We start from the raw sequence: 21,428 nt of genomic DNA, 5'->3' as shown, positions 1-21,428 counted from the left end.
TTGGGAGACTGAACAATGAATGCACCGACTGATTTTTCGAAGCTGGAAGTGGGTTTTGACGTTCCCGCCGTGCCCGGCATGGACGAAGCTGACATCCAGACGCCCTGTCTAGTTCTGGATCTTGATGCGCTTGAGCGGAACATCAAGAAAATGGGCGACTATGCCAAGGCCCACGGGATGCGCCACCGCGCGCATGGCAAGATGCACAAATCCGTGGACGTGCTGAAGCTTCAGATGGAGCTGGGCGGCGCGGTTGGCGTCTGCTGTCAGAAGGTCTCGGAAGCCGAGGTGTTCGCCCGCGCTGGCATCAAGGAAATTCTGGTGTCGAACCAGGTGCGCGACCCGGCCAAGATCGACCGTCTGGCGCAACTTCCCAAGGTCAGCGGCGGCGAGATCATCGTCTGCGTCGACGACGTGGCCAACATTGCCGACCTGTCCGAAGCCGCGCAGAAGCACGGCACGGATCTGGGCGTGTTCATCGAAATCGACTGCGGCGCGGGCCGTTGCGGCGTAACCACCACCGAAGCGGTCGTCGAGATTGCCAAGACCGTGCGCGACGCGAAGAACCTGACCTATCGCGGCATTCAGGCCTATCAGGGCGCGATGCAGCACATGGACAGCTTCGATGACCGCAAAGCCAAGATCGACGCCGCCGTGGCGCAGGTCTCGGACGCGATCGAGGCGTTGAAGGCCGAAGGGATCGAAACCGATCTGGTTTCGGGCGGCGGCACCGGTTCGTATTATTTCGAAGCGAATTCCGGCGTTTATAATGAACTGCAGTGCGGTTCCTATGCGTTCATGGACGCAGATTACGGGCGCATTCTGGACAAGGACGGCAACCGGATCGACGCGGGCGAATGGGAAAACGCGTTCTTCATCCTGACCTCGGTGATGAGCCACGCGAAACCCGACAAGGCCATCGTCGATGCGGGCCTGAAAGCGCAATCGGTGGATAGCGGCCTGCCGTTCATCTATGGCCGTGACGATGTGGAATACATCAAATGTTCCGACGAACACGGCGTTGTGGCGGACCCCAACGGCGTTCTGAAGGTGAACGAAAAGCTGAAGCTGGTGCCGGGCCACTGTGACCCGACCGCCAATGTCCATGACTGGTATGTGGGCGTGCGGAACGGCAAAGTCGAAACCGTGTGGCCGGTGTCGGCACGCGGCAAGGCTTACTAAGCTGACTTCCCTGAACTGGCGGGGCTTCGGCCCCGCCGCTTTTTAAGGATAGAACCAGATGTATATCGTCCCCGAAAAAGAAATCGCCGCCCTTGTGACACGCAAAGACAATTTCGACGCGGTTGAACAGGTGTTCGCGTCGATGGCCAGCAAGTCGGCCTATAACTTCCCTGTGATCCGCGAAGCCATCGGCCATGCCGATGCGCTTTATGGGTTCAAATCCGGCTTTGACCGCGCGGCGCTGAACCTTGGGCTGAAATCGGGCGGATACTGGCCCGGCAATGCGGCAAAGGGCCTGACCAACCACCAGTCGACGGTGTTTCTGTTTGACGCAGACACCGGCAAATGCCGCGCTGTCGTCGGGGGCAATCTTTTGACCGCGCTGCGCACCGCTGCCGCCGCCGCCGTGTCCGTCGCGCATCTGGCGCGTAAGGACAGCAAGGTTCTGGGGATGATCGGGGCAGGCCATCAGGCGACGTTCCAGTTGCAGGCGGTGGCCGAGCAGCGCGATTTCGAGAAGGTTGTGGCGTGGAACCGGACGCCCGAGAAACTGGCTTCGCTTGAGAAGGTCGCAAAGGAATTGGGCCTGCCGTTTGAAAGCGTGAGCCTGGACGAGCTGGGCGCGCAGGCAGATGTGATCGTGACGATTGTCTCCAGCCAGGCAGCAATCCTGAAGGATGGGCAGGTCAAGCCGGGCACACACATCGCCTGCATGGGGACAGACACCAAGGGCAAACAAGAGGTCGAGGCCGCATTGGTCGCCCGCGCGACGGTGTTTACCGATGAAATCGCCCAGTCGATCAGCATCGGAGAGGCGCAGCACGCGATTGCCGACGGGTCACTGAAACAGGCTGACATTGCCGAGATCGGGGCGGTCATCAATGGCGACCATCCGGGGCGTCGGTCCGATGACGAAGTGACCTTGTTCGACGGCACGGGTGTTGGGTTGCAAGACCTGGCGGTGGCTTCGAAGGTTGTCGATCTGGCGATCGAAAAGGGCATCGCGATCGAGGTCGATTTCTGATGTTGCAAAGGTCGCCCCGTGGCGGGCGACCAGCACGAAATTACAGTGCAACATGACCAACCGATTTATGGTTAGTATCAGCATGACAACAGGTGGGGCAAACCCACAGCATGCTGATTGCGGCGCCTTTCCGGCCCGCTCTGGAGGAGGAACAGAACATGGCTCTGGACAATAAAAGCGCCGACAAACGACAAGAAGCACTGGATTATCACGAGTTTCCGAAGCCCGGAAAACTGGAAATCCGCGCGACCAAGCCGATGGCCACCGGGCGCGATCTGTCGAACGCCTATAGCCCCGGTGTGGCTGAAGCCTGTCTTGAGATCGAGAAGAACCCGGCGGACGCGGCGCGCTACACATCCAAGGGCAACCTTGTTGCCGTGATCTCGAACGGGACGGCGGTTCTGGGGCTGGGCAATATCGGCGCGCAGGCGTCGAAGCCGGTGATGGAAGGCAAGGCGGTTCTGTTCAAGAAATTCGCTGGCATTGATTGCTTCGACATCGAAGTCAATGAAACCGATCCCGAAAAACTGGCCGAGATCGTTGCCAAGCTGGAACCCACCTTCGGCGCGGTGAACCTTGAGGATATCAAGGCACCCGACTGCTTTTTGGTCGAGGAACTGTGCCGGAAGAAGATGAACATCCCGGTGTTCCATGACGATCAGCACGGTACGGCCATTGTGGCCTCGGCTGCCGCGTTCAACGCGTTGATCGTGGCCAAAAAGAAGGTCGAGGATATCAAGGTTGTCGCCTTGGGCGCAGGCGCGGCGGGCATTGCCTGCCTGAAAATGCTGATGGTGATGGGCGTCAAGAAAGAGCATATCACCATGCTGGACAGCAAGGGCGTGGTCCACACGGGCCGCACCGATCTGAACCCGCAAAAGCAGGAATTCGCCCGCGACACCGACATGCGCACCACCGATGATGCGATGGTCGGGGCGGATCTGTTCCTGGGTGTCTCGGGCCCGGGCCTGTTGACCCAGGACATGGTGAAGAAGATGGCGGATGATCCGATCATCTTCGCGCTCGCCAACCCCACGCCCGAGATCATGCCCGAAGAGGCGCGCGAGGTCGCGCCCGGCGCCCTGATCGCCACCGGCCGGTCGGATTATCCCAATCAGGTCAACAACGTCCTGTGTTTCCCGTTCATCTTCCGCGGCGCGCTGGACAGCGGCGCGACCGAGATCAATGACGCGATGAAGCTGGCCTGTGTCGAGGCGATTGCCGGGCTGGCGCGGGAAACGACCTCGGCCGAGGTCGGGGTGGCCTATCGCGGCGAGCGTCTGACCTTCGGGTCGGAATACCTGATCCCCAAACCGTTTGACCCGCGCCTGTTGCCGACGATTGCCACTGCGGTGGCGCGTGCGGCCATCGAGTCGGGGGTTGCGACCCGCGAGCTTGATCTGGACGAATACAAGACCACCCTTCAGGGCGAGGTGTTCCGGTCATACTCCATCATGCGCCGCGTGTTCGACGCCGCCCGTGCTGCCAAGCGCCGGATCGTTTTCGCCGAGGGCGAGGACGAGCGCGTGTTGCGCGCCGCCCAGACGATGGTCGAAGAAGGCGTGGACACCCCCATCCTGATCGGTCGTCCCGAAGTGGTCGAGGCACGCCTTGAACGCGAAGGGCTGAAGATCAAGCCGGGGCAGGATTTCGAACTGGTGAACCCGGAAAGCGACCAGCGGTATCGCGAATACTGGGAAACCTATCACGATGTCATGGCCCGTCAGGGGGTCACACCCGATCTGGCCAAGGCCATCCTGCGCACCAACACCACGGCGATTGCCGCCGTGATGGTCCGGCGCGAGGAAGCCGACAGCATGGTCTGCGGCACGTTCGGCGAATTTCGCTGGCACCTGAACTATGCCACCAGCCTGCTGGCGGAAGGCGAACTGCACCCGGTCGGTGCCCTGTCCTTGATGATCCTGGATCAGGGGCCGCTGTTTGTGGCGGATACCCATGTGAACATCACACCCGATGCTCAACAACTGTCCGAGATCGTCGTGGCTGCCGCCCGCCACGTGCGACGGTTCGGGATCGAACCGCGGATCGCGCTGTGTTCGGGTTCGCAATTCGGCAATCTGGACAGCGCGTCCGGGCGGGCCATGCGCGGGGCATTGGACATTCTTGATCAGCAACCGCTGGATTTTGAATACGAAGGCGAGATGCACACCGATGCAGCCCTTGACCCTGACCTGCGCGAGCGGCTGTTTCCCGGTGGGCGTCTGACCGGCAAGGCCAACGTGCTGGTCTATGCCAACACGGATGCGGCAGGTGCCACGCGCAACATCCTTAAAACGGTCGCCGGCGGGCTGGAGGTCGGTCCGATCCTGATGGGGATGGGCAACCGCGTGCATATCGTGACGCCCTCGATCACCGTAAGGGGGCTTTTGAATACGGCTGCTTTGGCCGGATCTGCGGTGTCCAGCTATGGCTGAGCATCGGGTCGTGGGGTCGGCAAACGTCGCAAGAGCGTCCTCTTCCCCCCGGCCACAACAATTAAGTTTGGAGGAGGAAAACCCAAATGTCTGCAGTAACCACAGACGTGGATCCGGTTGACGAAAAGCTACCGCCCGCGCGACTTTTTTACCCTTGGGCTTCAACACGTTCTGGTGATGTATGCCGGTGCCATCGCGGTGCCGCTGATCGTCGGACGTGTTCTGAAGCTGAACCCTGAACAGGTGGCATTCCTGATTTCCGCAGACCTGTTTGTCTGCGGCGTGGTCACCATCATCCAGTCACTGGGTGCGTCCAAATGGTTCGGCATCAAGATGCCGGTCATGATGGGTGTGACCTTTGCCTCGGTCGGGCCGATGGTGTCGATTGCGGTGGCCAATCCAGGCGTCGACGGGGCACGGATGATTTTCGGAGCCATCATTGGTGCCGGGATCATTGCGATGCTGATCGCGCCACTGGTCAGCCGCATGTTGCGGTTCTTCCCACCTGTTGTCACGGGCACGATCATCCTGGTGATCGGTGTCACGTTGATGCGCGTCGGGATCAACTGGATCTTCGGCCTGCCCGTCGGCCCCACCGCACCTGAAATTGTCGATCCTGCCCACACGGCATGGCTTGAGGAAGTGCGGGGCATGCTTGCAAGCGGCGCAATTCCGGCCATCCCGGAAGGGCTGACAGTCGCACCGACCGTGGACAACCCGCGTTACGCAACGCCGCAGAACATGATGATCTCGGGCGTCGTTCTGCTGACCATCATCGTAGTGATGAAATACGCCAAGGGCTTCCTGGCCAACATCTCGGTCCTGCTGGGGATCATCGTCGGCGCGGTATTTGCCGCTTCGATCGGCATGATGCATTTTGACAGCGTCGGTCATGCCGGCTGGTTCGCCCTGATCACGCCGTTCCGCTTCGGTCTGCCGATTTTCGACCCCATCATGATCCTAACCATGACGCTTGTCATGATCGTGGTGATGATTGAATCGACCGGCATGTTCCTGGCCCTGGGCGAGATGTGCAACAAGAAGATCGAGCGTCCGTCGCTGTCGGCCGGTCTGCGCACCGATGGTCTGGGCACGCTGATCGGTGGGGTGTTCAACACCTTCCCCTATACCTCGTTCAGCCAGAACGTGGGACTGGTGGGCGTGACCGGCATCCGGAGCCGCTATGTCTGCGTGGCCGGTGGTGTCATCATGATCGTGCTGGGTCTGGTGCCGAAAATGGGCGCCTTGGTCGAAGCTCTGCCGGTGGCCGTTCTTGGCGGTGCTGGTCTGGTGATGTTCGGCATGGTGGCGGCGACGGGTGTGCGCATCCTGGGTGGCGTTGATTTCAAGCACAACCGCTATAACGGTCTGATCGTCGCCATTTCGCTGGGTATGGGGATGATCCCCCTGATCGCACCGAAATTCACCATGTGGCTGCCGCATTCGATCGAGCCGCTGATCCACTCGGGCATTCTGCTGGCAGCGATTGCTGCGGTCGTGTTGAACATGGCCTTCAACGGCACCAAGGAAATCTCGGAAGAGGAGCTGGTCGAGGCCGCGAAACAATCCGATGGCGGTCACTGATCTGACGATCTGACAGCTTGTAAAAACCGGGGAAGGGGCGTTTGTCCCTTCCCTTTCTCGTTCAAGAAGGGCGCGCATATGTTGCTGGGGATTACGTTACTGTATGTCGGTGCGGTTCTGGTGTTGAACAGCATCTGGCTGGCAGGCCGGATCGAAGATCGCGAGATCATCGTGATCAACGTGGCGGTTGCCGCGATTTCTATATCTGTTGCCTTGGGTCTGGCGTTGGGTGCGATTGACCAGACCGGAATGCGCGACGCGGCGATGACGCTGTTGTTTGCGATCACCTATGGCTGGGTTGCCTATAACCGCGCGGCGGGGTGCAACGGGCGGGGGCTTGGATGGTTCAGCCTGTTTGTCGCAATCACCGTGTTGCCCATGGTATTTATCGTCGCCTCACCGTCTTTGTGGGGTCTGTGGATGGCGGCAAGCTGGGCCGCGTGGTCTGTGCTGTGGTTCATCTATTTTCTGGAACTTGGTCTGGGCTGGAACATCCGCAAGCTGACGGTGGCCGCGACCTTCGCCACCGGCGTTTTGACAGGCTGGCTACCGGGGTTGTTATATCTGCACGGGGCAACGCCGTGATAGGCTGGCCCCCCGGCTTCCATGAAAGGCATATCGCATGTCCACTGTCCTTGATCACGTGACCCTTGGCGTTTCTGATTTTGAAGAAACACGAAAGTTCTATGATCGTGTCATGCCCGCGCTGGGGTTCCATATCGTTTGGGAAAAGCCGTCCATGGTTGCCTATGGTATCGGACGAGAGGACGATTTCGGACTGATGGCGGATGAAGGCCGCGCGCGCCGGGGCACGCATGTGGCCTTCCGCGCGCCGGATCGGGACAGTGTGCACCGGTTCCATGCCGAAGCCTTGAAGGCAGGCGGGCGCGATAATGGTCCCCCCGGTTTGCGGCCCGAGTATAACGCGACCTATTATGTGGCGTTCATCATCGACCCCGAGGGCAACCGCATCGAAGCGGTGTTCCACGGGTGAACCGGATCAGCCCTATCTTTCTGGTTGGTTGAGGTTTCTGTCGTCATCCAGCGAGGAAGCGGTAGAAAAACACCGCGCTCATCGAAAAGCCGATGATGGCGATGATCAAACGCAGGACCGGAACCGGGATTGCGCGGGCGACGGGGGCACCGGTGTATCCACCAATCGTGGATGCGACCATCATCACCAGCGCCTGCGGCCATGCCACCAGCCCGGCCAATGCGAAAATCGCGACCGAGATGGCGGAGAGCGCGAAGGACAACCCGTTCTTCAGCCCGTTCATCTGGTGGATGTTGGACATGCCCCAGAGTGCGAACAGCGCCAGAAGGACGATCCCCAACCCGCCGTTGAAATAACCGCCATAGATGCTGACCAGAAACAACCCCATCACGCCATAAGGGGTGACGGATCGGCTGTGTTTGGCACTCCAGTTCCGTAACTGATCGCCAAACAGGAAGACCAATGTCGCGGCGAGCAGTAGAAACGGCACCACCGCCGAAAAGGCTTTGTCGGACGAAATCAGAAGCAATCCGGCCCCGACAACGCCGCCCGCCAGCGTGACAAGTGTCAGCTTGATCATCCGTTTGCGATCGAAGCTTTTCAGTTCAGGTAAGAACCCCAGCGCCCCGCCCAGATAGCCGGGGAAGACCGCCACGGCGCTGGTGGCATTCGCCGCGACCACCGGCACACCGGTAAAGACCAAAGCGGGCAGGGTCAGGAAGGTGCCGCCCCCGGCAATGGTGTTCAGAACGCCCGCCGCGTAAGCCGCGATGGCAAGGATGATGAAGTCTTGCATGGAACTGCTCGTCTTTGGGGTGCCCCATTCTTAGGAGGCTCGGGTAAGGACTGCAACAAAGGAAAAAGGCGCGCCGGACGGGGCGCGCCTTGTCTGGTGATTGGCCCGGTTCGGGCGGTGCGTCACTTCTTGCGTTTCTTGGGCGGGATCAGGTCGGTGATCGTGCCTTCGAACATCTCGGCAGCGAAGTTCACCGTTTCCGACAGGGTCGGGTGCGGGTGGATGGTGTGGCCCAGATCGACGGCGTCCGCGCCCATTTCGATCGCCAGCGCCACCTCGGCAATCAGGTCGCCTGCGTTGGGGCCGACGATGCCTGCGCCGATCACGCGGTCGTCTTCCTCATCGAAGATCAGCTTGGTGATGCCTTCGGAGCGTCCCAGCGACAGCGACCGACCCGAGGCTGCCCACGGGAAGCTGCCTTTGCCGACCTTGATGCCTTGCGCCTTGGCCTCGGTTTCCGTCACGCCGACCCAAGCGACCTCGGGGTCGGTATAGGCGACAGACGGGATCACGCGCGCGTCAAAGAACCGCTTTTCACCGGCGGCAACTTCTGCGGCCACCTTGCCTTCGTGTACCGCCTTGTGGGCTAGCATCGGTTGGCCGACCACGTCGCCGATGGCGAAGATGTGCGGCACCCCGGTGCGCTGCTGGTTGTCGACGTTGATGAAGCCGCGTTCGTCCACGGCAACGCCAGCTTTTTCAGCATCCACCATGTGCCCGTTGGGTTTACGGCCCACCGCGACCAAAACCTTGTCGAACGTGTCGGTTTTCTCGCCGTCCGGGCCTTCCATCGTGACCTTCAGGCCCTTTTTCTGCGCCTCGACCGCGGTGACTTTCGTCTTGGTCAGGATGGCTTCGTAACGGCCCTCGATCCGCTTGTGCAAAGGTTTCACGATGTCCTTGTCGGCACCGGGAATGATCTGGTCCATGAACTCGACAATCGTGACTTTCGACCCGAGCGCGTCATAGACAGTGGCCATTTCCAAGCCGATGATGCCGCCCCCCAGCACCAACAGGCGCTTGGGCACGTCTTCCAACTCCAACGCGCCGGTTGAATCGATCACGCGGGGATCGTCATGCGGGATGAAGGGCAGGGTGACGGGTTCAGACCCGGCGGCGATGATGCACTGATCAAAGCTGACCTTGGTCAGGCCGTCATCGGTCTGCACCTCGATCATGTTGGGGCCGGAGAAACGACCATAGCCGTTCACCACCTGCACCTTGCGCACCTTGGCCAGACCGGACAGACCACCGGTCAACTGGTTCACGACGCTTTCTTTCCAGCTGCGCAGCTTTTTCAGATCGACCTTGGGCTTGGCGAATTTGATGCCGTGCTCGCCCATCTCGTCGGCTTCGGAGATCACCTTGGCGGCGTGCAGAAGCGCCTTGGAGGGGATACAGCCCACATTCAGGCAAACCCCGCCAAGATTGCTGTCTTTCTCGATCAGCACGACCTTTTTGCCAAGGTCAGCGGCGCGGAAGGCAGCGGTATAGCCGCCGGGGCCAGAGCCAAGCACAACGACTTCGCCGTGAATGTCGCCCTGGCCGGTGGCGGTGCCTGTGGCGGCAACCGCGGCCGGGGCTTGGGCCGGGGCGGTGTCTTCTTTCGGAGCGTCGGCTGGTGTGTCGCCCGCATCCGCGCCTTCCAGAACCATGATCACCGAGCCTTCGGACACCGTGTCGCCTTCGGCCACCTTGATTTCCTTCACCACGCCAGCGGCGGGCGAGGGGACTTCCATCGTCGCCTTGTCGCTTTCCAGCTCGATCAAAGGGTCTTCGGCGGCGACCGTATCGCCAACCGAGACGAGGATGCCGATGACCGGAACATCCGAGAAATCGCCAATATCAGGAACTTTCACATCCATCAGATCGTCCCCCTTACAGCATCAGCCGGCGCACATCGCCGAGCAGGTGTTTCAACGTAGCGCAGAAGCGGGCGGCCAGCGCGCCGTCAATGGCGCGGTGGTCATAAGACAGGCTGAGCGGCTGCATGTTGCGCGGCACGAATTCCTCGCCGTTCCAGACCGGGGCCATTTTCGATCGGGTCAGGCCCAGAATGGCGACCTCGGGCGCGTTGACGATGGGGGTGAACGACGTGCCGCCGATCCCGCCCAGCGACGAGATGGTGAAGGTCGCGCCCGACATGTCGTCGCCTTTCAGCTTGCCGTCGCGTGCCTTGGCGGACAGCTCGCCCAGCTCCTTGGAAATCTCGATGATCCCCTTGCGGTCGGCGTCCTTTATCACCGGCACCATCAGCCCGTTGGGCGTGTCGGCAGCGAAGCCAATGTTATAGAAATCCTTGCGGATCAGCTTGTCGCCATCGGGATGGATCGAGGAATTGACCTCCCAATGGGTTTTCAGGGCGGATACGCTGGCCTTGATCATGAAAGACAGAAGCGTCACGCGATAGCCGTCTTGTTTGGCCTGCGCATCCAATTCACGGCGATAGCCGTCCAGATCGGTAATGTCGGCTTCTTCGTTATGGGTGACATGCGGGATGTTCAGCCATGACCGGTGCAATGCAGGGCCAGAGATCTTCTTGATGCGCGGCATCTCGACATCTTCGGTGGGGCCGAATTTCGAGAAGTCGACGGCGGGGATCGGCGGAATGCCCATGCCACCGCTAACCGCTGCTCCACCGCCCGCAGGGGCAGATTTCGATTTCAGGAAGGCGGTCACGTCCTCGCGCAGGATGCGGCCCTTGCGGCCTGACCCGTTGACCTGTGCCAGATCAATGTCCAACTGGCGTGCAAAGGCGCGGACAGACGGGCTGGCATGAGCCTTGCCAAAGCCCGCATCCGTCACCGCTGCTGGTGCTGCCGCCGGGGCAGGGGCCGGTGCGGCTGCGGGTGTTGCGGCCGGGGCAGGGGCTGCGTCGGCAGCAGGGGCGGGGGATGGCGCATCTGCCGCGGCACCGTCGCCTTCCAGCATCAGGATCAACGACCCTTCGGACACGGTATCGCCTTCGGATACCTTGATCTCGACCACCTTGCCCGCGGCGGGCGAGGGGACTTCCAGCGTCGCCTTGTCGCTTTCCAGTTCAACAATCGGGTCTTCTTCGGCGATCACATCGCCCACGCTGACCAGAATGCCGATCACCGGCACGTCCGAGAAATCGCCAATATCGGGGACTTTCACTTCAACAGTCATTCTCTGTCTCCTCTTCTTACGCGCTCAGACCAGACGCGGGTTCGGCTTTTCGCCGTCGATGTCATATTTGGAAAGCGCCTCTTGCAGCACCTTCTTGGTAATGTTGCCGTCGCGATAAAGATCGACCATGGCGGCAGCGGCGATGTGGTTTGCGTCCACCTCGAAGAAGCGGCGCAGGTTCACGCGGCTGTCCGACCGGCCGAAGCCATCGGTGCCCAGCACCGTGTAGCGCCCCGGCACACAGGCCCGGATCTGTTCGGCATAGTTTTTCATGTAGTCGGTCGCGGCGATGATCGGGCCATTCGCCTTGGACAATTGCTGATGCACGAAAGACGTGCGCGGCTCGGCCAGCGGGTTCAGGCGGTTCCAGCGCGCCACGTCCTGACAGTCGCGGGCCAGTTCGTTGAACGATGTGGCCGACCAGATTTCCGCTGTGACGCCAAAGTCTTCTTTCAGCATCTCTGCGGCTTTCATCGCCTGCACCAGAATGGTGCCTGACCCCATCAGGGTCACGTGTTTCTTGCCGGGTTTCTTGACCTCTTCAAGACGATACAGACCTTTGATGATCTCGTCCTCGACGCCCATCGGCATATCGGGGTGCGAGTAGTTTTCGTTCATCAGGGTCAGATAGAAATACACGTCCTCCTGATCGGCATACATGCGTTTGAGGCCGTTATGCACGATCACCGCAACCTCGTATTGGAAGGTCGGGTCGTAGCTGATGCAGTTGGGGATGGTGCCTGCCAGAATGTGGCTGTGGCCATCCTCGTGCTGCAAGCCTTCGCCGTTCAGCGTCGTGCGCCCTGCGGTGCCCCCCAGCATGAAGCCGCGCGCGCGGCTGTCGCCTGCGGCCCAGGCCAGATCGCCGATCCGCTGGAACCCGAACATCGAGTAATAGATGAAGAACGGGATCATCGGCACGCCGTGATTGGAATAGGCGGTTGCCGCCGCGATCCAGTCGGCCATGGCACCGGCTTCGTTGATGCCCTCCTGAAGCACCTGACCCGAGGTGCTTTCCTTGTAATACATCATCTGGTCGGCATCTTCGGGGGTATAGTTCTGCCCTTCGGGGTTATAAATCCCGACGGATCGGAACAGACCTTCCATCCCGAAAGTGCGGCTTTCGTCCGGCACGATGGGCACGACGTTCTTGCCGATATTCTTGTCCCTGAGAAGCGTGGTCAGAATGCGGACAAACGCCATTGTGGTCGAGATTTCACGTTCGCCCGTCCCCTTGAGCTGAGCCTCGAACTTGTCCAGGCTGGGGATGTCCAGTTTGGGCGTATCGCGCCAGTCGCGCTTGGGGAACGCGCCGCCCAGTTTCTTGCGCTGGTCCAGAAGATAGGATTTCTGCGCGTTGTTCAGCTTCACGAAGGGCGCGTTTGGCAGATCTTCGTCGCTGACCGGGATGTCGAACCGGTCACGGAAGGCACGCAGCTGATCCTCGGCCATTTTCTTTTGCTGGTGAGTGATGTTCTGACCTTCACCGGCCTTGCCCATGCCGTAACCCTTGACGGTTTTAACCAGTAGGCAGGTGGGCTGACCCTTCGTTTCCGTCGCACGTTTGAACGCGGTATAGACCTTTTGCGGGTCATGCCCGCCCCGGCGCAAGGCCCAGATCTGATCGTCAGTCCAGTCTTCGACCAGAGTGGCGGTTTCCGGGTATTTGCCGAAGAAATGCTTGCGGATATAGGCCCCGTCCTTGGATTTGAAGGTCTGGTAGTCGCCATCGACGGTCTCATCCATCAACTGACGCAGGCGGCCAGAGGTGTCTTTTTCCAAGAGCTCGTCCCAGCCCTTGCCCCAGAGCAGCTTGATGACGTTCCAGCCTGCACCGCGGAAGTCGCCCTCCAGCTCTTGCACGATCTTCGAGTTGCCGCGCACCGGGCCGTCCAACCGTTGCAGGTTGCAGTTGACGACAAAAATCAGGTTGTCCAGCCCTTCGCGGGCGGCCAGGTCGATGGCGCCGCGGCTTTCGGGTTCATCCATCTCGCCATCGCCCAGGAAGACCCAGACCTTGCGGTCGGCCATGTCAATCAGGCCGCGATTGTGCATGTATTTCATGAACCGCGCCTGATAGATCGCCATCAGCGGGCCAAGCCCCATCGAGACGGTGGGGAACTGCCAGTAATCCGGCATCAGCCACGGGTGGGGATACGAGGACAGGCCCTTGCCGTCGACCTCGGACCGGAAATTTTCCAGCGTTTCTTCGGAGATGCGGCCTTCCATGAAAGACCGCGCATAGATGCCGGGGATCACGTGGCCCTGGAAAAACACCAGATCGCCACCGTGGATCGCGGATTTCGAGCGCCAGAAGTGGTTCAGCCCGATGTCATACATCACCGCCGAGGACGCGAAGGACGCGATATGCCCGCCATATTCCGAAGACACCTTGTTGCGGCGCACAACGGTGGCCATTGCGTTCCAGCGGTTGATCGTGCGGATGCGCCATTCCATGTCCATGTTGCCAGGGATCTCAAGCTCGTCATCCGCGGGAATGGTGTTCTGATACGGCGTGGTCGCGGAAAACGGCAGGTTCGCCCCGGCGGCGCGCGCCTGCTGCACCGATTTGTCCAGCAGGAAATGCGCCCGGTCCGGTCCGTCACGTGCGATGACATCCTCGATGGCTTCCTGCCATTCGCGCGATTCAATGGGATCAATATCGTTGGGTAAATCAGCCATGTCGCGGTCTCCGTTTTGTTCGGTTCATTGGGCAATACTGGTCCATCAGGCGGTATTTTCCCACCGGGTTTCTGTTTTGGGGTGTTCGAAAATTCATCCGCACCTGAGGCCACCTGGTCAGGGGCAAGGCGCGCAAAAAGGAAAAACAGTACAGGTTCAGCATCTTTCGCAGTGTTGGACGCCCCCGCCCGGGGGCGCCCAATATGTTTATATCAAACGTGATCGTCACGCGGGATCGAGCCAAGCCCGTGACCTGCATGGCCGCCCGAAACCTCTTCGGTTGCTTCATCCGCCAGCTCGTGCGGCAGAATCAGGTTCAGGATGATGGCAATCAGGGCCGCAGGCAGAAGGCCCGAGGTCAGCAGGATCCGCGGCGTGTCCGACAGGTGCTGAAGGGCGCCCGGCTCAAGTTGCAGACCCAGACCGATGGACAGGGCAATCGCGAAGATCACCATGTTGCGGCGGTTCCAGTCCACATCCGACAGCATCGAGATACCGGCGGCCACAACCATTCCGAACATCACGATCACGCCGCCGCCCAGAACCTCGATCGGGACGGTGCGTATGACACCACCGACTTTCGGGACCAGACCGCAGATGATCAGGAAGATCGCTCCACAGGTGACGACGTGGCGGCTCATCACGCCGGTCATGGCGATCAGACCCACGTTCTGGCTGAACGAAGTGTTGGGGAACGCGCCGAACATGCCGGCAACGGCCGTGCCGACCCCGTCCGCATAGGTCGCGCCCTGGATTTCCTTGTCGGTGGCTTCGCGGCCAGCACCACCTTTGGTGATCCCGGACACATCGCCGACGGTTTCAATCGCCGAGATGAACGCCATCAGGCAGAAGCCGATGATGGCGGCGGCGGACATTTCGAACCCGTATTTGAAGGGCATCGGCAGGGCGAAGGCGCTGGCATTGCTCCATGATCCGGCGATGGCGTCCAGCGACAACATGCCGATCATGATCGCATAAACATAGCCGACGATCAGCCCGATCAGCACCGCCGAGATCGACAGCATCCCCCGGGTGAAGAATTTCAGCCCCAGCGTGACGATGATCACCACCAGCGCGGCGGACCAGTTCAGAAGCGACCCGTATTCCGGGGTGCCGATCGCGGGCACACCACCGGCGGCATACTGGATGCCCACCTGCACCAGCGCCAGACCGATCATTGTGACGACAAGCCCGGTGACAAGCGGGGGCAGGGCAAAGCGCAGCTTGCCGATGAACGTGCCAAGGAAGGCGTGGAAGATACCGCCGATGATGACCCCGGTGAACAGCGCCGCCAGCGCGTCAACACCTTTGCCCGCCACCAGCGGGATCATGATCGGCAGGAATGCAAAGGACGTGCCCTGCACGATGGGCAGGGCTGCTCCGATGGGTCCGAGCGTGAAGGTTTGCAACAGCGTCGCCACACCGGCAAACAGCATCGACATCTGGATCAGATAGAGCAGTTCAGGGAAATCGGGCGAGTTTGACCCGAACCCGAAACCCGCCGCGCCCGCAACGATGATCGCGGGGGTGACGTTCGACACGAACATCGCAAGGACGTGCTGGATGCCCAGCGGAATCGCCTTGTGCAACGGGGGCGTATAATCTGGATCCCGCAGTTGTTCTGCAGTCCCTATCGAGTTGTCAGCCATGTGGTTTCCTCCCATTTAGACTGTTCGCGCTAGGCCCCCGCTTCTGCGGCGGGGTGCCCTGTTAGACTGACTGGACGATATAGGGGTCGTCGAACCAGTGTTCTTGCAAGTTCGGCCCGTCACCGATGCGGTCGATGACGATGAACTGTCCCGGTTTTTCGATGGGGGCGAGCACGCCGTGCCAGACCCCGCGATGCAGGTTGATGGATTGGCCGGGCTGCGAAACGAAGGCCCGCAGATTTACCGGCACACCGTCCCGGTCTTCGGCCACGACGACCAGCATCGGCGTGCCGGACACCGGAATGAACGCCTGACTGCCGTCGGGATGACGTTCGACCATATCGACCGAATAGGGAAAGGTGCGCGCCTTGGCGTCAAACAGGCTGATCCCGACGCGACCATCCGCAAAATCAAGGGTGGCGAGGTCGTGATGACGCCCGCACATGCCTTGGTTTATGATCTTGTCAGGTGTGCCCGATACCTCGATCACCTCGCCGAAGGGGGCAAAGGCGGCTGCGGTCAGGGGCTGTGTCGATAGCGTGTGCGTCACGGAAGCAGATCCTTCAGGCGGAATTGCGCGATGCGTTCGACCTGACGGCAGGCTTCGGCAAACTCGGTGTCACGATCATTGTCGATCCGGGTGTGGAAATTCGCCAGGATCGACGCCTTGTCGTGATCGCGCACCGCGATGATGAAGGGAAAGCCGTGCTTTTCCACATAGGCGGTGTTGAGCTTGGTGAAGGTCTCGCGTTCCTCATCGGTCAGAAAGTCCAGCCCTGCGCCCGCCTGTTCCGAGGTGCTTTCGGCGGTCAGCTGGCCTGCGGCGGCCAGCTTGCCCGCCAGATCGGGGTGCGCGGTCAGCACGCCAAGGCGCTCGTCCTCGGTCGCGGTGCGGAAAGCGCGGGACAGAGCGTTGTGCACACCTGCGGCGCTATCATGGGCGGGGCCAAGCTCCAGATCGAAGGCGCGTTCGGCTATCCACGGGGAGTGTTCGAATATCGAGCCGTAAAGCGACACAAACCGTGCCTTGTCCATCTGGCTGGGGCGCTCAAACCGCTGGGGCGGATGGGTCTTTGCCCAGTGATCGGCAATGTCGATGCGACGCGGGGTCCAGACGCCGTCATGGGCCTGAATATGGTCGATAAACCGTTTCAGACCAGCGATTTTGCCGGGGCGACCGACCAGACGACAATGCAGGCCGACGCTCATCATCGCGGGGCGCCCGGCCTGACCTTCGGCATAGAGCGTGTCGAACGCATCAATCAGATAGTCGCCGAAATCCTGCCCTGTGACCCATCCCGGCGCAGTGGCGAAACGCATGTCGTTGGCTTCCAGCGTGTAGGGGATGATCAGTTGATCACGGTCGCCGACCTCCATCCAATAGGGCAGATCGTCGTCGTAAGTATCGGACACATAGGCAAACCCGCCTTCTTCGGCGGCCAGACGCACGGTGTTTTCCGAGCAGCGGCCCGTGTACCAGCCGCGCGGACGCTCGCCCACGACCTCGGTATGCAGGCGCACGGCTTCGGCAATCGCGGCGCGTTCCGCGTCTTCGGGCATGTCCTTGTGTTCGATCCATTTCAGGCCGTGGCTGGCAATTTCCCAATCCGCGTCCTTCATCGCCTGAACCTGTTCGGGGCTGCGCGACAGCGCGCGGGCGACGCCATAGATGGTCAGCGGAATACCTGCGCCGGTGAACAGCCGATGCAGACGCCAGAACCCGGCGCGCGCACCGTATTCATACATCGATTCCATGTTCCAGTGACGTTTACCAGGCCAGGGCGCGGCACCGGGAATGTCGGACAGAAACGCCTCGGACGCGTCATCGCCGTGTAGGATGCAGTTTTCCGCACCTTCTTCGTAGTTCAGCACAAACTGCACCGCGACCTTGGCATTGCCCGGCCATTGCGGATCGGGCGGGTTCGGGCCATAGCCGCGCATATCACGGGTGTAGCGTGTCAACTCGGATCTCCTTCTTTCTCTTTCTTATACCGCAAAATAATTATGGCGACTTTCGCATAATTTTTGAAAGAGCTTTTTGCCGCTTCCCTATGTATTGATCGGCACGGAATGGACATTAATGTGACAACTCAGAAGGAGATGCCACATGACCGGATATCTGACGACACATGTTCTGGACACGGCCCGAGGCTGCCCGGCCGAAGGGCTTGAGATCGACCTGTATCGGATCGAGGGCGACAAACGCACCCATTTGCGCAGCCTGAAAACCAACGATGACGGACGCACGGATGAACAGATCCTGCCCGCCAGCGAGTTTGCGCTTGGCACCTATGAACTGGTGTTCCATACGGGTGCGTATCTGGATGCCATCGGCACGCCGCCGGAAAGCCCGCGCTTCCTTGACGAGGTGCCGTTGCGCTTTGGCATGTCGGAGGAAGCCCATTACCACGTGCCCCTGCTGCTGTCGCCCTTCGGCTATTCAACCTATCGCGGCAGCTAAGGGTCAGGTCTATTTGGGCATTGCCGCCTGAATGTGATCCACCATGAAGTCGATGAACAGGCGGGCCTTCGGGTCCTGCCTGCGGCGGTGCATGTAAAGGCAGGCCAATTGGATGGGCAGGGGGGGTTCGTTGGTCAGAACCGGCACCAAACGCCCCTTGGCCAGATGGTCCGAGATCTCGAACACCGTTTTCAAGACAATCCCATGCCCACCCAACGCCCAGTTGGTCAGGATTTCGCCGTGGTCCGACTCGAACGGCCCCGACACAGTGACACGTTTTACACCATCCGCGGACTGCAAGGGCCATTGAAACTCGGGCGCGCCCGGATAGCGCAGGTTCAGGCAATCATGCATGTCGGTGCGCAGCTCGTCACTGGTTTTCGGCATGCCGTGGTTGCGGATATATTCCGGCGACGCACACAAAACGCGCGGGCAATCGGTGATCTTGCGAATGCGCAGGTTGCTGTCTTCGGGCACACCCAGGAAAAAGGCGGCGTCCAGCCCTTCGGCAGCCAGGTCCAGCTTGCGGTCCGATGACCGCAGGCGAATGTTGATCAGCGGATAGGTTTCCCTGAATTTCGGCACCGCAGGCGCGATGAACCGCTGCGCAATGCCGATCGGGGCGGCGACATGCAAGGTGCCGCGTGGCGACCGTGTGATGTCGCTGATATCGGCCTCGGCGGCCTCGACCGCTTCCAGGATCTTGCTGGCACCTTTATAGAACGTATTGCCCTGTTCGGTCGGGTTCAGAAGCCGGGTGGTGCGCTGGAACAGGCGAATGCCCAGATGGCCTTCAAGCTGCGAAATTCGCGAAGACGCGACCGCCGCCGAGATGCGCAGATCGCGCGCGGCAGCTGACATGCTGCCCAGTTCATAGACGCGTACGAAGGTTCTGATGTTGTCCAGATAGGCCATGGCCCTATTCTTTCGCTTTTTTTGAAGCAGCTAGATACTTTTTCCCAATATACGATAATCCCTCATTGAGCTACCTTTTTACAAAAGCTCGGAGGAAAACCCTATGCAAGATCTTGCAATCATGTGGGACTGGCTGGCCTTTGCGGTCCGTTGGTTGCACGTCATCACCGCCATGGCCTGGATTGGCTCGTCCTTTTACTTTGTCGCGTTGGACCTTGGCCTGCGCAAAGCACCGGATCTGCCCAAGGGCGCGCACGGCGAAGAATGGCAGGTTCACGGAGGCGGGTTCTACCACATCCGCAAGTTCCTTGTGGCGCCGGAAAACATGCCCGAGCACCTGATCTGGTTCAAGTGGGAAAGCTACACCACCTGGCTGTCAGGCGCGGCGCTTCTGATGATCGTTTATTGGGTGGGGGGCGAGCTTTACCTGATCGACGCGCAGAAAGCTGACCTGGCGCTGTGGCAGGGCATCCTGATCTCGGCGGTGTCGCTGTCGATCGGCTGGCTGGTCTATGACCGTCTGTGCAAATCACCGCTGGCGGAAAATCCGACCGTCCTGATGGTGCTTCTGTTCGTCCTGCTGGTGGCGATGGGTTGGGGATACAACCAGATCTTCACCGGTCGCGCGACCATGCTGCACCTTGGTGCCTTCACCGCGACGATCATGACCGCCAACGTGTTCTTCATCATCATGCCCAACCAGCGCATCGTTGTGAAAGACCTGCAGGAAGGCCGCACGCCGGACGCCAAGTATGGCAAGATCGCCAAGCTGCGCTCGACCCACAACAACTATCTGACGCTGCCGGTCATCTTCCTGATGCTGTCCAACCATTATCCGCTGGCCTTTGCGTCGGAGTATAACTGGATCATCGCAGCGCTGGTGTTCCTGATGGGCGTGTCGATTCGGCACTATTTCAACTCGAACCATGCGGGCACAAGTGACCCCAAGTGGACGTGGCTGGTGACGGCGGTTCTGTTCATCATGATCATGTGGCTGTCCACCGCACCGTTGGAGAATGACACGTTGGAAGAGGCCGAAGCCCGCCCGCTGAGCAAGACCGAGCAGATCTTCGCAAATGCCGAAGGGTTTGAAGAGGTCCAGGACATTGTCCTGGGCCGCTGCTCCATGTGTCATGCGCGCGAGGTTTACTATGACGGTATCCGCCGCGCGCCCAAGGGCATCCATCTGGAAACCACGGGCGACATCGCCAACGCCGCACGCCAGATCTATCTGCAAGCTGGCGTCTCGGTCGCCATGCCACCGGCCAACGTGTCCTTTATGGAAGAAGAAGAACGCAAAAAAATCATCGCTTGGTACAAGAACGCGGCCAAGGATTTGCCCTTCTATATCGCGTCGAACTGACCGACCCCCCTCATGCCAATCAGCTAAAGGCTCTTGTCCCGGCAAGGGCCTTTGCGCGCACGGGCGGCGCCCCGTAAGATCCCGTCATGACAGAATCAAACAAACGCGCGCTGGTGATCGGGGCCTCGGGCGGGGTGGGGACGGCCCTTGTGACCGCCCTGTCCGAACGGGGATATGCCGTCACCGGCCTGTCGCGCACCGACGACGGGCTGGACATCACCGATGAGGACAGCGTGTCCGACGCGTTCGGTCAGCTCGACGGTCCCTTTGACAAGATCATCGTCGCCACGGGCATTCTGGCCGAACAGACCGGTCCCGAGAAATCCATCGAAGCCGTAACAGCAGATGAACTTGCCGTGCTGTTTGCCGTGAACGCCATTGGCCCGGCGCTTATCCTGAAACATGCCAAACACCTTTTGCCCCGCGACCGGCGGGCAGTCTTTGCCGCCCTGTCAGCGCGAGTGGGGTCGATTGGCGACAACCGGCTGGGCGGCTGGTATTCCTATCGCAGCTCAAAAGCGGCGCTGAATCAGTTAATCAAAACCGCCTCGATCGAATTGCGCCGGACGCACAAGCAACTGATCTGCGTCGCCCTGCATCCCGGCACGGTCGCCACACCCTTCACCCAAGACTATCCCCAACACAAATCCGTCCCGCCCGGCGACGCAGCCAACAACCTGCTGAATGTCATGGAGGGGCTGAGCCCGGAAGACACCGGCTGCTTCTTTGACTGGGCAGGGAAAGAGGTGGTGTGGTGAGGACATGCCTTGGAATGATCACGGCGTGCATTTCGCGCGAGGTTCTGGTTTACCAGCACTGATCACCCCGTTTCTCAAGACAGTGGTAAAGCATCAGCGCGCGGTTTCGAGACGACCGGCTCAACGAAGAAGCCTTTTACAGCCTGCAGGAAGCGCAAACCCTGATCGAGCAATGGCGTATCCACTGCAGTACCTTCAGGCCGCATAGCGCCTTGAGTTACCGTCCGCCCGCATCCGAAAGCATCGTTCGCATGGACCAGAGGACCACGATACACTAACAACCAAACTGGACCACCCGTGGGGGTAGACCAAGTTGTGGAGTAGCCCCCCGAAAGTGGTCCACCAATTTGGATTAATTTCCGGTTATATACATGTTGCAACCAAGTAGAAATGTCACCTGGTTCGCAAAGCAGAAATGTCACTCTGAGCGCAACG

General features: G+C 60.3%; 17 protein-coding genes and 1 pseudogene. 10 read left to right on the top strand and 8 right to left on the bottom strand.

Features of this window, described 5'->3' with window-relative positions; genetic code table 11:
• Positions 1–15: 15 nt before the first annotated feature.
• The 6 genes from bhcC (at position 16) to IE188_RS12935 (ending at position 7,219) form a co-directional block, all read left to right on the top strand.
• Positions 16–1,182, top strand: a complete 1,167-nt coding sequence (gene bhcC / locus IE188_RS12960; RefSeq protein ID WP_191286937.1) for a 3-hydroxy-D-aspartate aldolase BhcC — start codon at positions 16–18, stop codon at positions 1,180–1,182.
• A 58-nt stretch (positions 1,183–1,240) separates the two neighbouring features.
• A complete protein-coding gene (bhcD, locus tag IE188_RS12955; RefSeq protein ID WP_191286936.1) occupies positions 1,241–2,206 on the top strand; it encodes an iminosuccinate reductase BhcD in 966 nt (321 codons plus the stop codon).
• A gap of 158 nt (positions 2,207–2,364) precedes the next feature.
• Positions 2,365–4,641, top strand: coding sequence for an NADP-dependent malic enzyme (locus tag IE188_RS12950; RefSeq protein WP_191286935.1), 2,277 nt, complete (start codon positions 2,365–2,367; stop codon positions 4,639–4,641).
• Positions 4,642–4,758: 117 nt separating this feature from the next.
• Complete coding sequence (locus IE188_RS12945; RefSeq protein WP_308442456.1) at positions 4,759–6,225, top strand: nucleobase:cation symporter-2 family protein; 1,467 nt, start codon at positions 4,759–4,761, stop codon at positions 6,223–6,225.
• Positions 6,226–6,303: 78 nt separating this feature from the next.
• The gene (locus IE188_RS12940) at positions 6,304–6,810 is read left to right on the top strand and encodes an AmiS/UreI family transporter (protein WP_191286934.1); all 507 of its coding nucleotides are present in this window, start codon (positions 6,304–6,306) and stop codon (positions 6,808–6,810) included.
• Between the two features lie 37 nt (positions 6,811–6,847).
• Positions 6,848–7,219, top strand: coding sequence for a VOC family protein (locus tag IE188_RS12935; RefSeq protein ID WP_191286933.1), 372 nt, complete (start codon positions 6,848–6,850; stop codon positions 7,217–7,219).
• 43 nt (positions 7,220–7,262) lie between these two features.
• Here the strand turns inward: IE188_RS12935 and IE188_RS12930 are convergent, their stop codons facing one another.
• The 7 genes from IE188_RS12930 to puuE all read right to left on the bottom strand — a co-directional run bounded on the left by IE188_RS12930 (position 7,263) and on the right by puuE (position 17,458).
• Positions 7,263–8,015, bottom strand: coding sequence for a sulfite exporter TauE/SafE family protein (locus tag IE188_RS12930; RefSeq protein WP_191286932.1), 753 nt, complete (start codon positions 8,013–8,015; stop codon positions 7,263–7,265).
• Positions 8,016–8,137: 122 nt separating this feature from the next.
• On the bottom strand, positions 8,138–9,880 hold the full coding sequence (lpdA, locus tag IE188_RS12925) for a dihydrolipoyl dehydrogenase (protein WP_191286931.1): 1,743 nt from the start codon (positions 9,878–9,880) through the stop codon (positions 8,138–8,140).
• A 13-nt stretch (positions 9,881–9,893) separates the two neighbouring features.
• The gene (gene aceF, locus IE188_RS12920; RefSeq protein ID WP_191286930.1) at positions 9,894–11,165 is read right to left on the bottom strand and encodes a dihydrolipoyllysine-residue acetyltransferase; all 1,272 of its coding nucleotides are present in this window, start codon (positions 11,163–11,165) and stop codon (positions 9,894–9,896) included.
• Positions 11,166–11,189: 24 nt separating this feature from the next.
• The gene (gene aceE / locus IE188_RS12915; protein WP_191286929.1) at positions 11,190–13,847 is read right to left on the bottom strand and encodes a pyruvate dehydrogenase (acetyl-transferring), homodimeric type; all 2,658 of its coding nucleotides are present in this window, start codon (positions 13,845–13,847) and stop codon (positions 11,190–11,192) included.
• Between the two features lie 212 nt (positions 13,848–14,059).
• Entirely contained in the window at positions 14,060–15,496 is a 1,437-nt protein-coding gene (locus IE188_RS12910) for a uracil-xanthine permease family protein (RefSeq protein ID WP_191286928.1), read from the bottom strand.
• Between the two features lie 61 nt (positions 15,497–15,557).
• Positions 15,558–16,046, bottom strand: coding sequence for an ureidoglycolate lyase (locus IE188_RS12905; RefSeq protein ID WP_191286927.1), 489 nt, complete (start codon positions 16,044–16,046; stop codon positions 15,558–15,560).
• Complete coding sequence (gene puuE / locus IE188_RS12900) at positions 16,043–17,458, bottom strand: allantoinase PuuE (RefSeq protein ID WP_191286926.1); 1,416 nt, start codon at positions 17,456–17,458, stop codon at positions 16,043–16,045. The genes IE188_RS12905 and puuE overlap by 4 nt, the downstream gene beginning before the upstream one ends.
• 145 nt (positions 17,459–17,603) lie before the next feature.
• Here puuE and uraH point away from each other — a divergent pair, with 145 nt between their 5' ends.
• Positions 17,604–17,957 carry a hydroxyisourate hydrolase gene (gene uraH, locus IE188_RS12895; RefSeq protein WP_191286925.1) on the top strand — a complete coding sequence of 118 codons (354 nt, stop codon included), beginning with the start codon at positions 17,604–17,606 and terminating at the stop codon, positions 17,955–17,957.
• 9 nt (positions 17,958–17,966) lie between these two features.
• Here uraH and IE188_RS12890 read toward each other — a convergent pair whose 3' ends face one another.
• Complete coding sequence (locus tag IE188_RS12890) at positions 17,967–18,872, bottom strand: LysR family transcriptional regulator (RefSeq protein WP_191286924.1); 906 nt, start codon at positions 18,870–18,872, stop codon at positions 17,967–17,969.
• Positions 18,873–18,975: 103 nt separating this feature from the next.
• Between IE188_RS12890 and IE188_RS12885 the strand changes: the two genes are divergently transcribed.
• The 3 genes and pseudogenes from IE188_RS12885 to IE188_RS12875 all read left to right on the top strand — a co-directional run.
• Positions 18,976–20,235 (top strand): urate hydroxylase PuuD, encoded by a 1,260-nt coding sequence (locus IE188_RS12885; protein WP_191286923.1) that lies wholly within the window; start codon positions 18,976–18,978, stop codon positions 20,233–20,235.
• Between the two features lie 86 nt (positions 20,236–20,321).
• Entirely contained in the window at positions 20,322–20,993 is a 672-nt protein-coding gene (locus IE188_RS12880; RefSeq protein ID WP_191286922.1) for an SDR family NAD(P)-dependent oxidoreductase, read from the top strand.
• A gap of 89 nt (positions 20,994–21,082) precedes the next feature.
• Positions 21,083–21,271: pseudogene (locus IE188_RS12875) on the top strand (integrase core domain-containing protein); the annotation flags it as partial.
• Positions 21,272–21,428: the final 157 nt, after the last annotated feature.

It is taken from the genome of Aliiroseovarius zhejiangensis, from assembly GCF_014656375.1.
GTDB classification, from domain to species: Bacteria; Pseudomonadota; Alphaproteobacteria; order Rhodobacterales; family Rhodobacteraceae; genus Aliiroseovarius; species Aliiroseovarius zhejiangensis.
This window is presented reverse-complemented; position numbering and strand designations above follow the sequence as displayed.

Excerpts from the sequence above, each read along its gene's own strand:
- IE188_RS12890 (WP_191286924.1), bottom strand. The coding sequence starts at position 18,872 with ATGGCCTATCTGGACAACATCAGAACCTTCGTACGCGTCTATGAACTG.
- uraH (WP_191286925.1), top strand. The coding sequence starts at position 17,604 with ATGACCGGATATCTGACGACACATGTTCTGGACACGGCCCGAGGCTGC.
- aceE (WP_191286929.1), bottom strand. The coding sequence starts at position 13,847 with ATGGCTGATTTACCCAACGATATTGATCCCATTGAATCGCGCGAATGG.
- IE188_RS12880 (WP_191286922.1), top strand. The coding sequence starts at position 20,322 with ATGACAGAATCAAACAAACGCGCGCTGGTGATCGGGGCCTCGGGCGGG.
- IE188_RS12935 (WP_191286933.1), top strand. The coding sequence starts at position 6,848 with ATGTCCACTGTCCTTGATCACGTGACCCTTGGCGTTTCTGATTTTGAA.
- IE188_RS12885 (WP_191286923.1), top strand. The coding sequence starts at position 18,976 with ATGCAAGATCTTGCAATCATGTGGGACTGGCTGGCCTTTGCGGTCCGT.
- IE188_RS12950 (WP_191286935.1), top strand. The coding sequence starts at position 2,365 with ATGGCTCTGGACAATAAAAGCGCCGACAAACGACAAGAAGCACTGGAT.
- IE188_RS12940 (WP_191286934.1), top strand. The coding sequence starts at position 6,304 with ATGTTGCTGGGGATTACGTTACTGTATGTCGGTGCGGTTCTGGTGTTG.
- bhcD (WP_191286936.1), top strand. The coding sequence starts at position 1,241 with ATGTATATCGTCCCCGAAAAAGAAATCGCCGCCCTTGTGACACGCAAA.
- aceF (WP_191286930.1), bottom strand. The coding sequence starts at position 11,165 with ATGACTGTTGAAGTGAAAGTCCCCGATATTGGCGATTTCTCGGACGTG.
- lpdA (WP_191286931.1), bottom strand. The coding sequence starts at position 9,880 with ATGGATGTGAAAGTTCCTGATATTGGCGATTTCTCGGATGTTCCGGTC.
- IE188_RS12930 (WP_191286932.1), bottom strand. The coding sequence starts at position 8,015 with ATGCAAGACTTCATCATCCTTGCCATCGCGGCTTACGCGGCGGGCGTT.
- IE188_RS12910 (WP_191286928.1), bottom strand. The coding sequence starts at position 15,496 with ATGGCTGACAACTCGATAGGGACTGCAGAACAACTGCGGGATCCAGAT.
- bhcC (WP_191286937.1), top strand. The coding sequence starts at position 16 with ATGAATGCACCGACTGATTTTTCGAAGCTGGAAGTGGGTTTTGACGTT.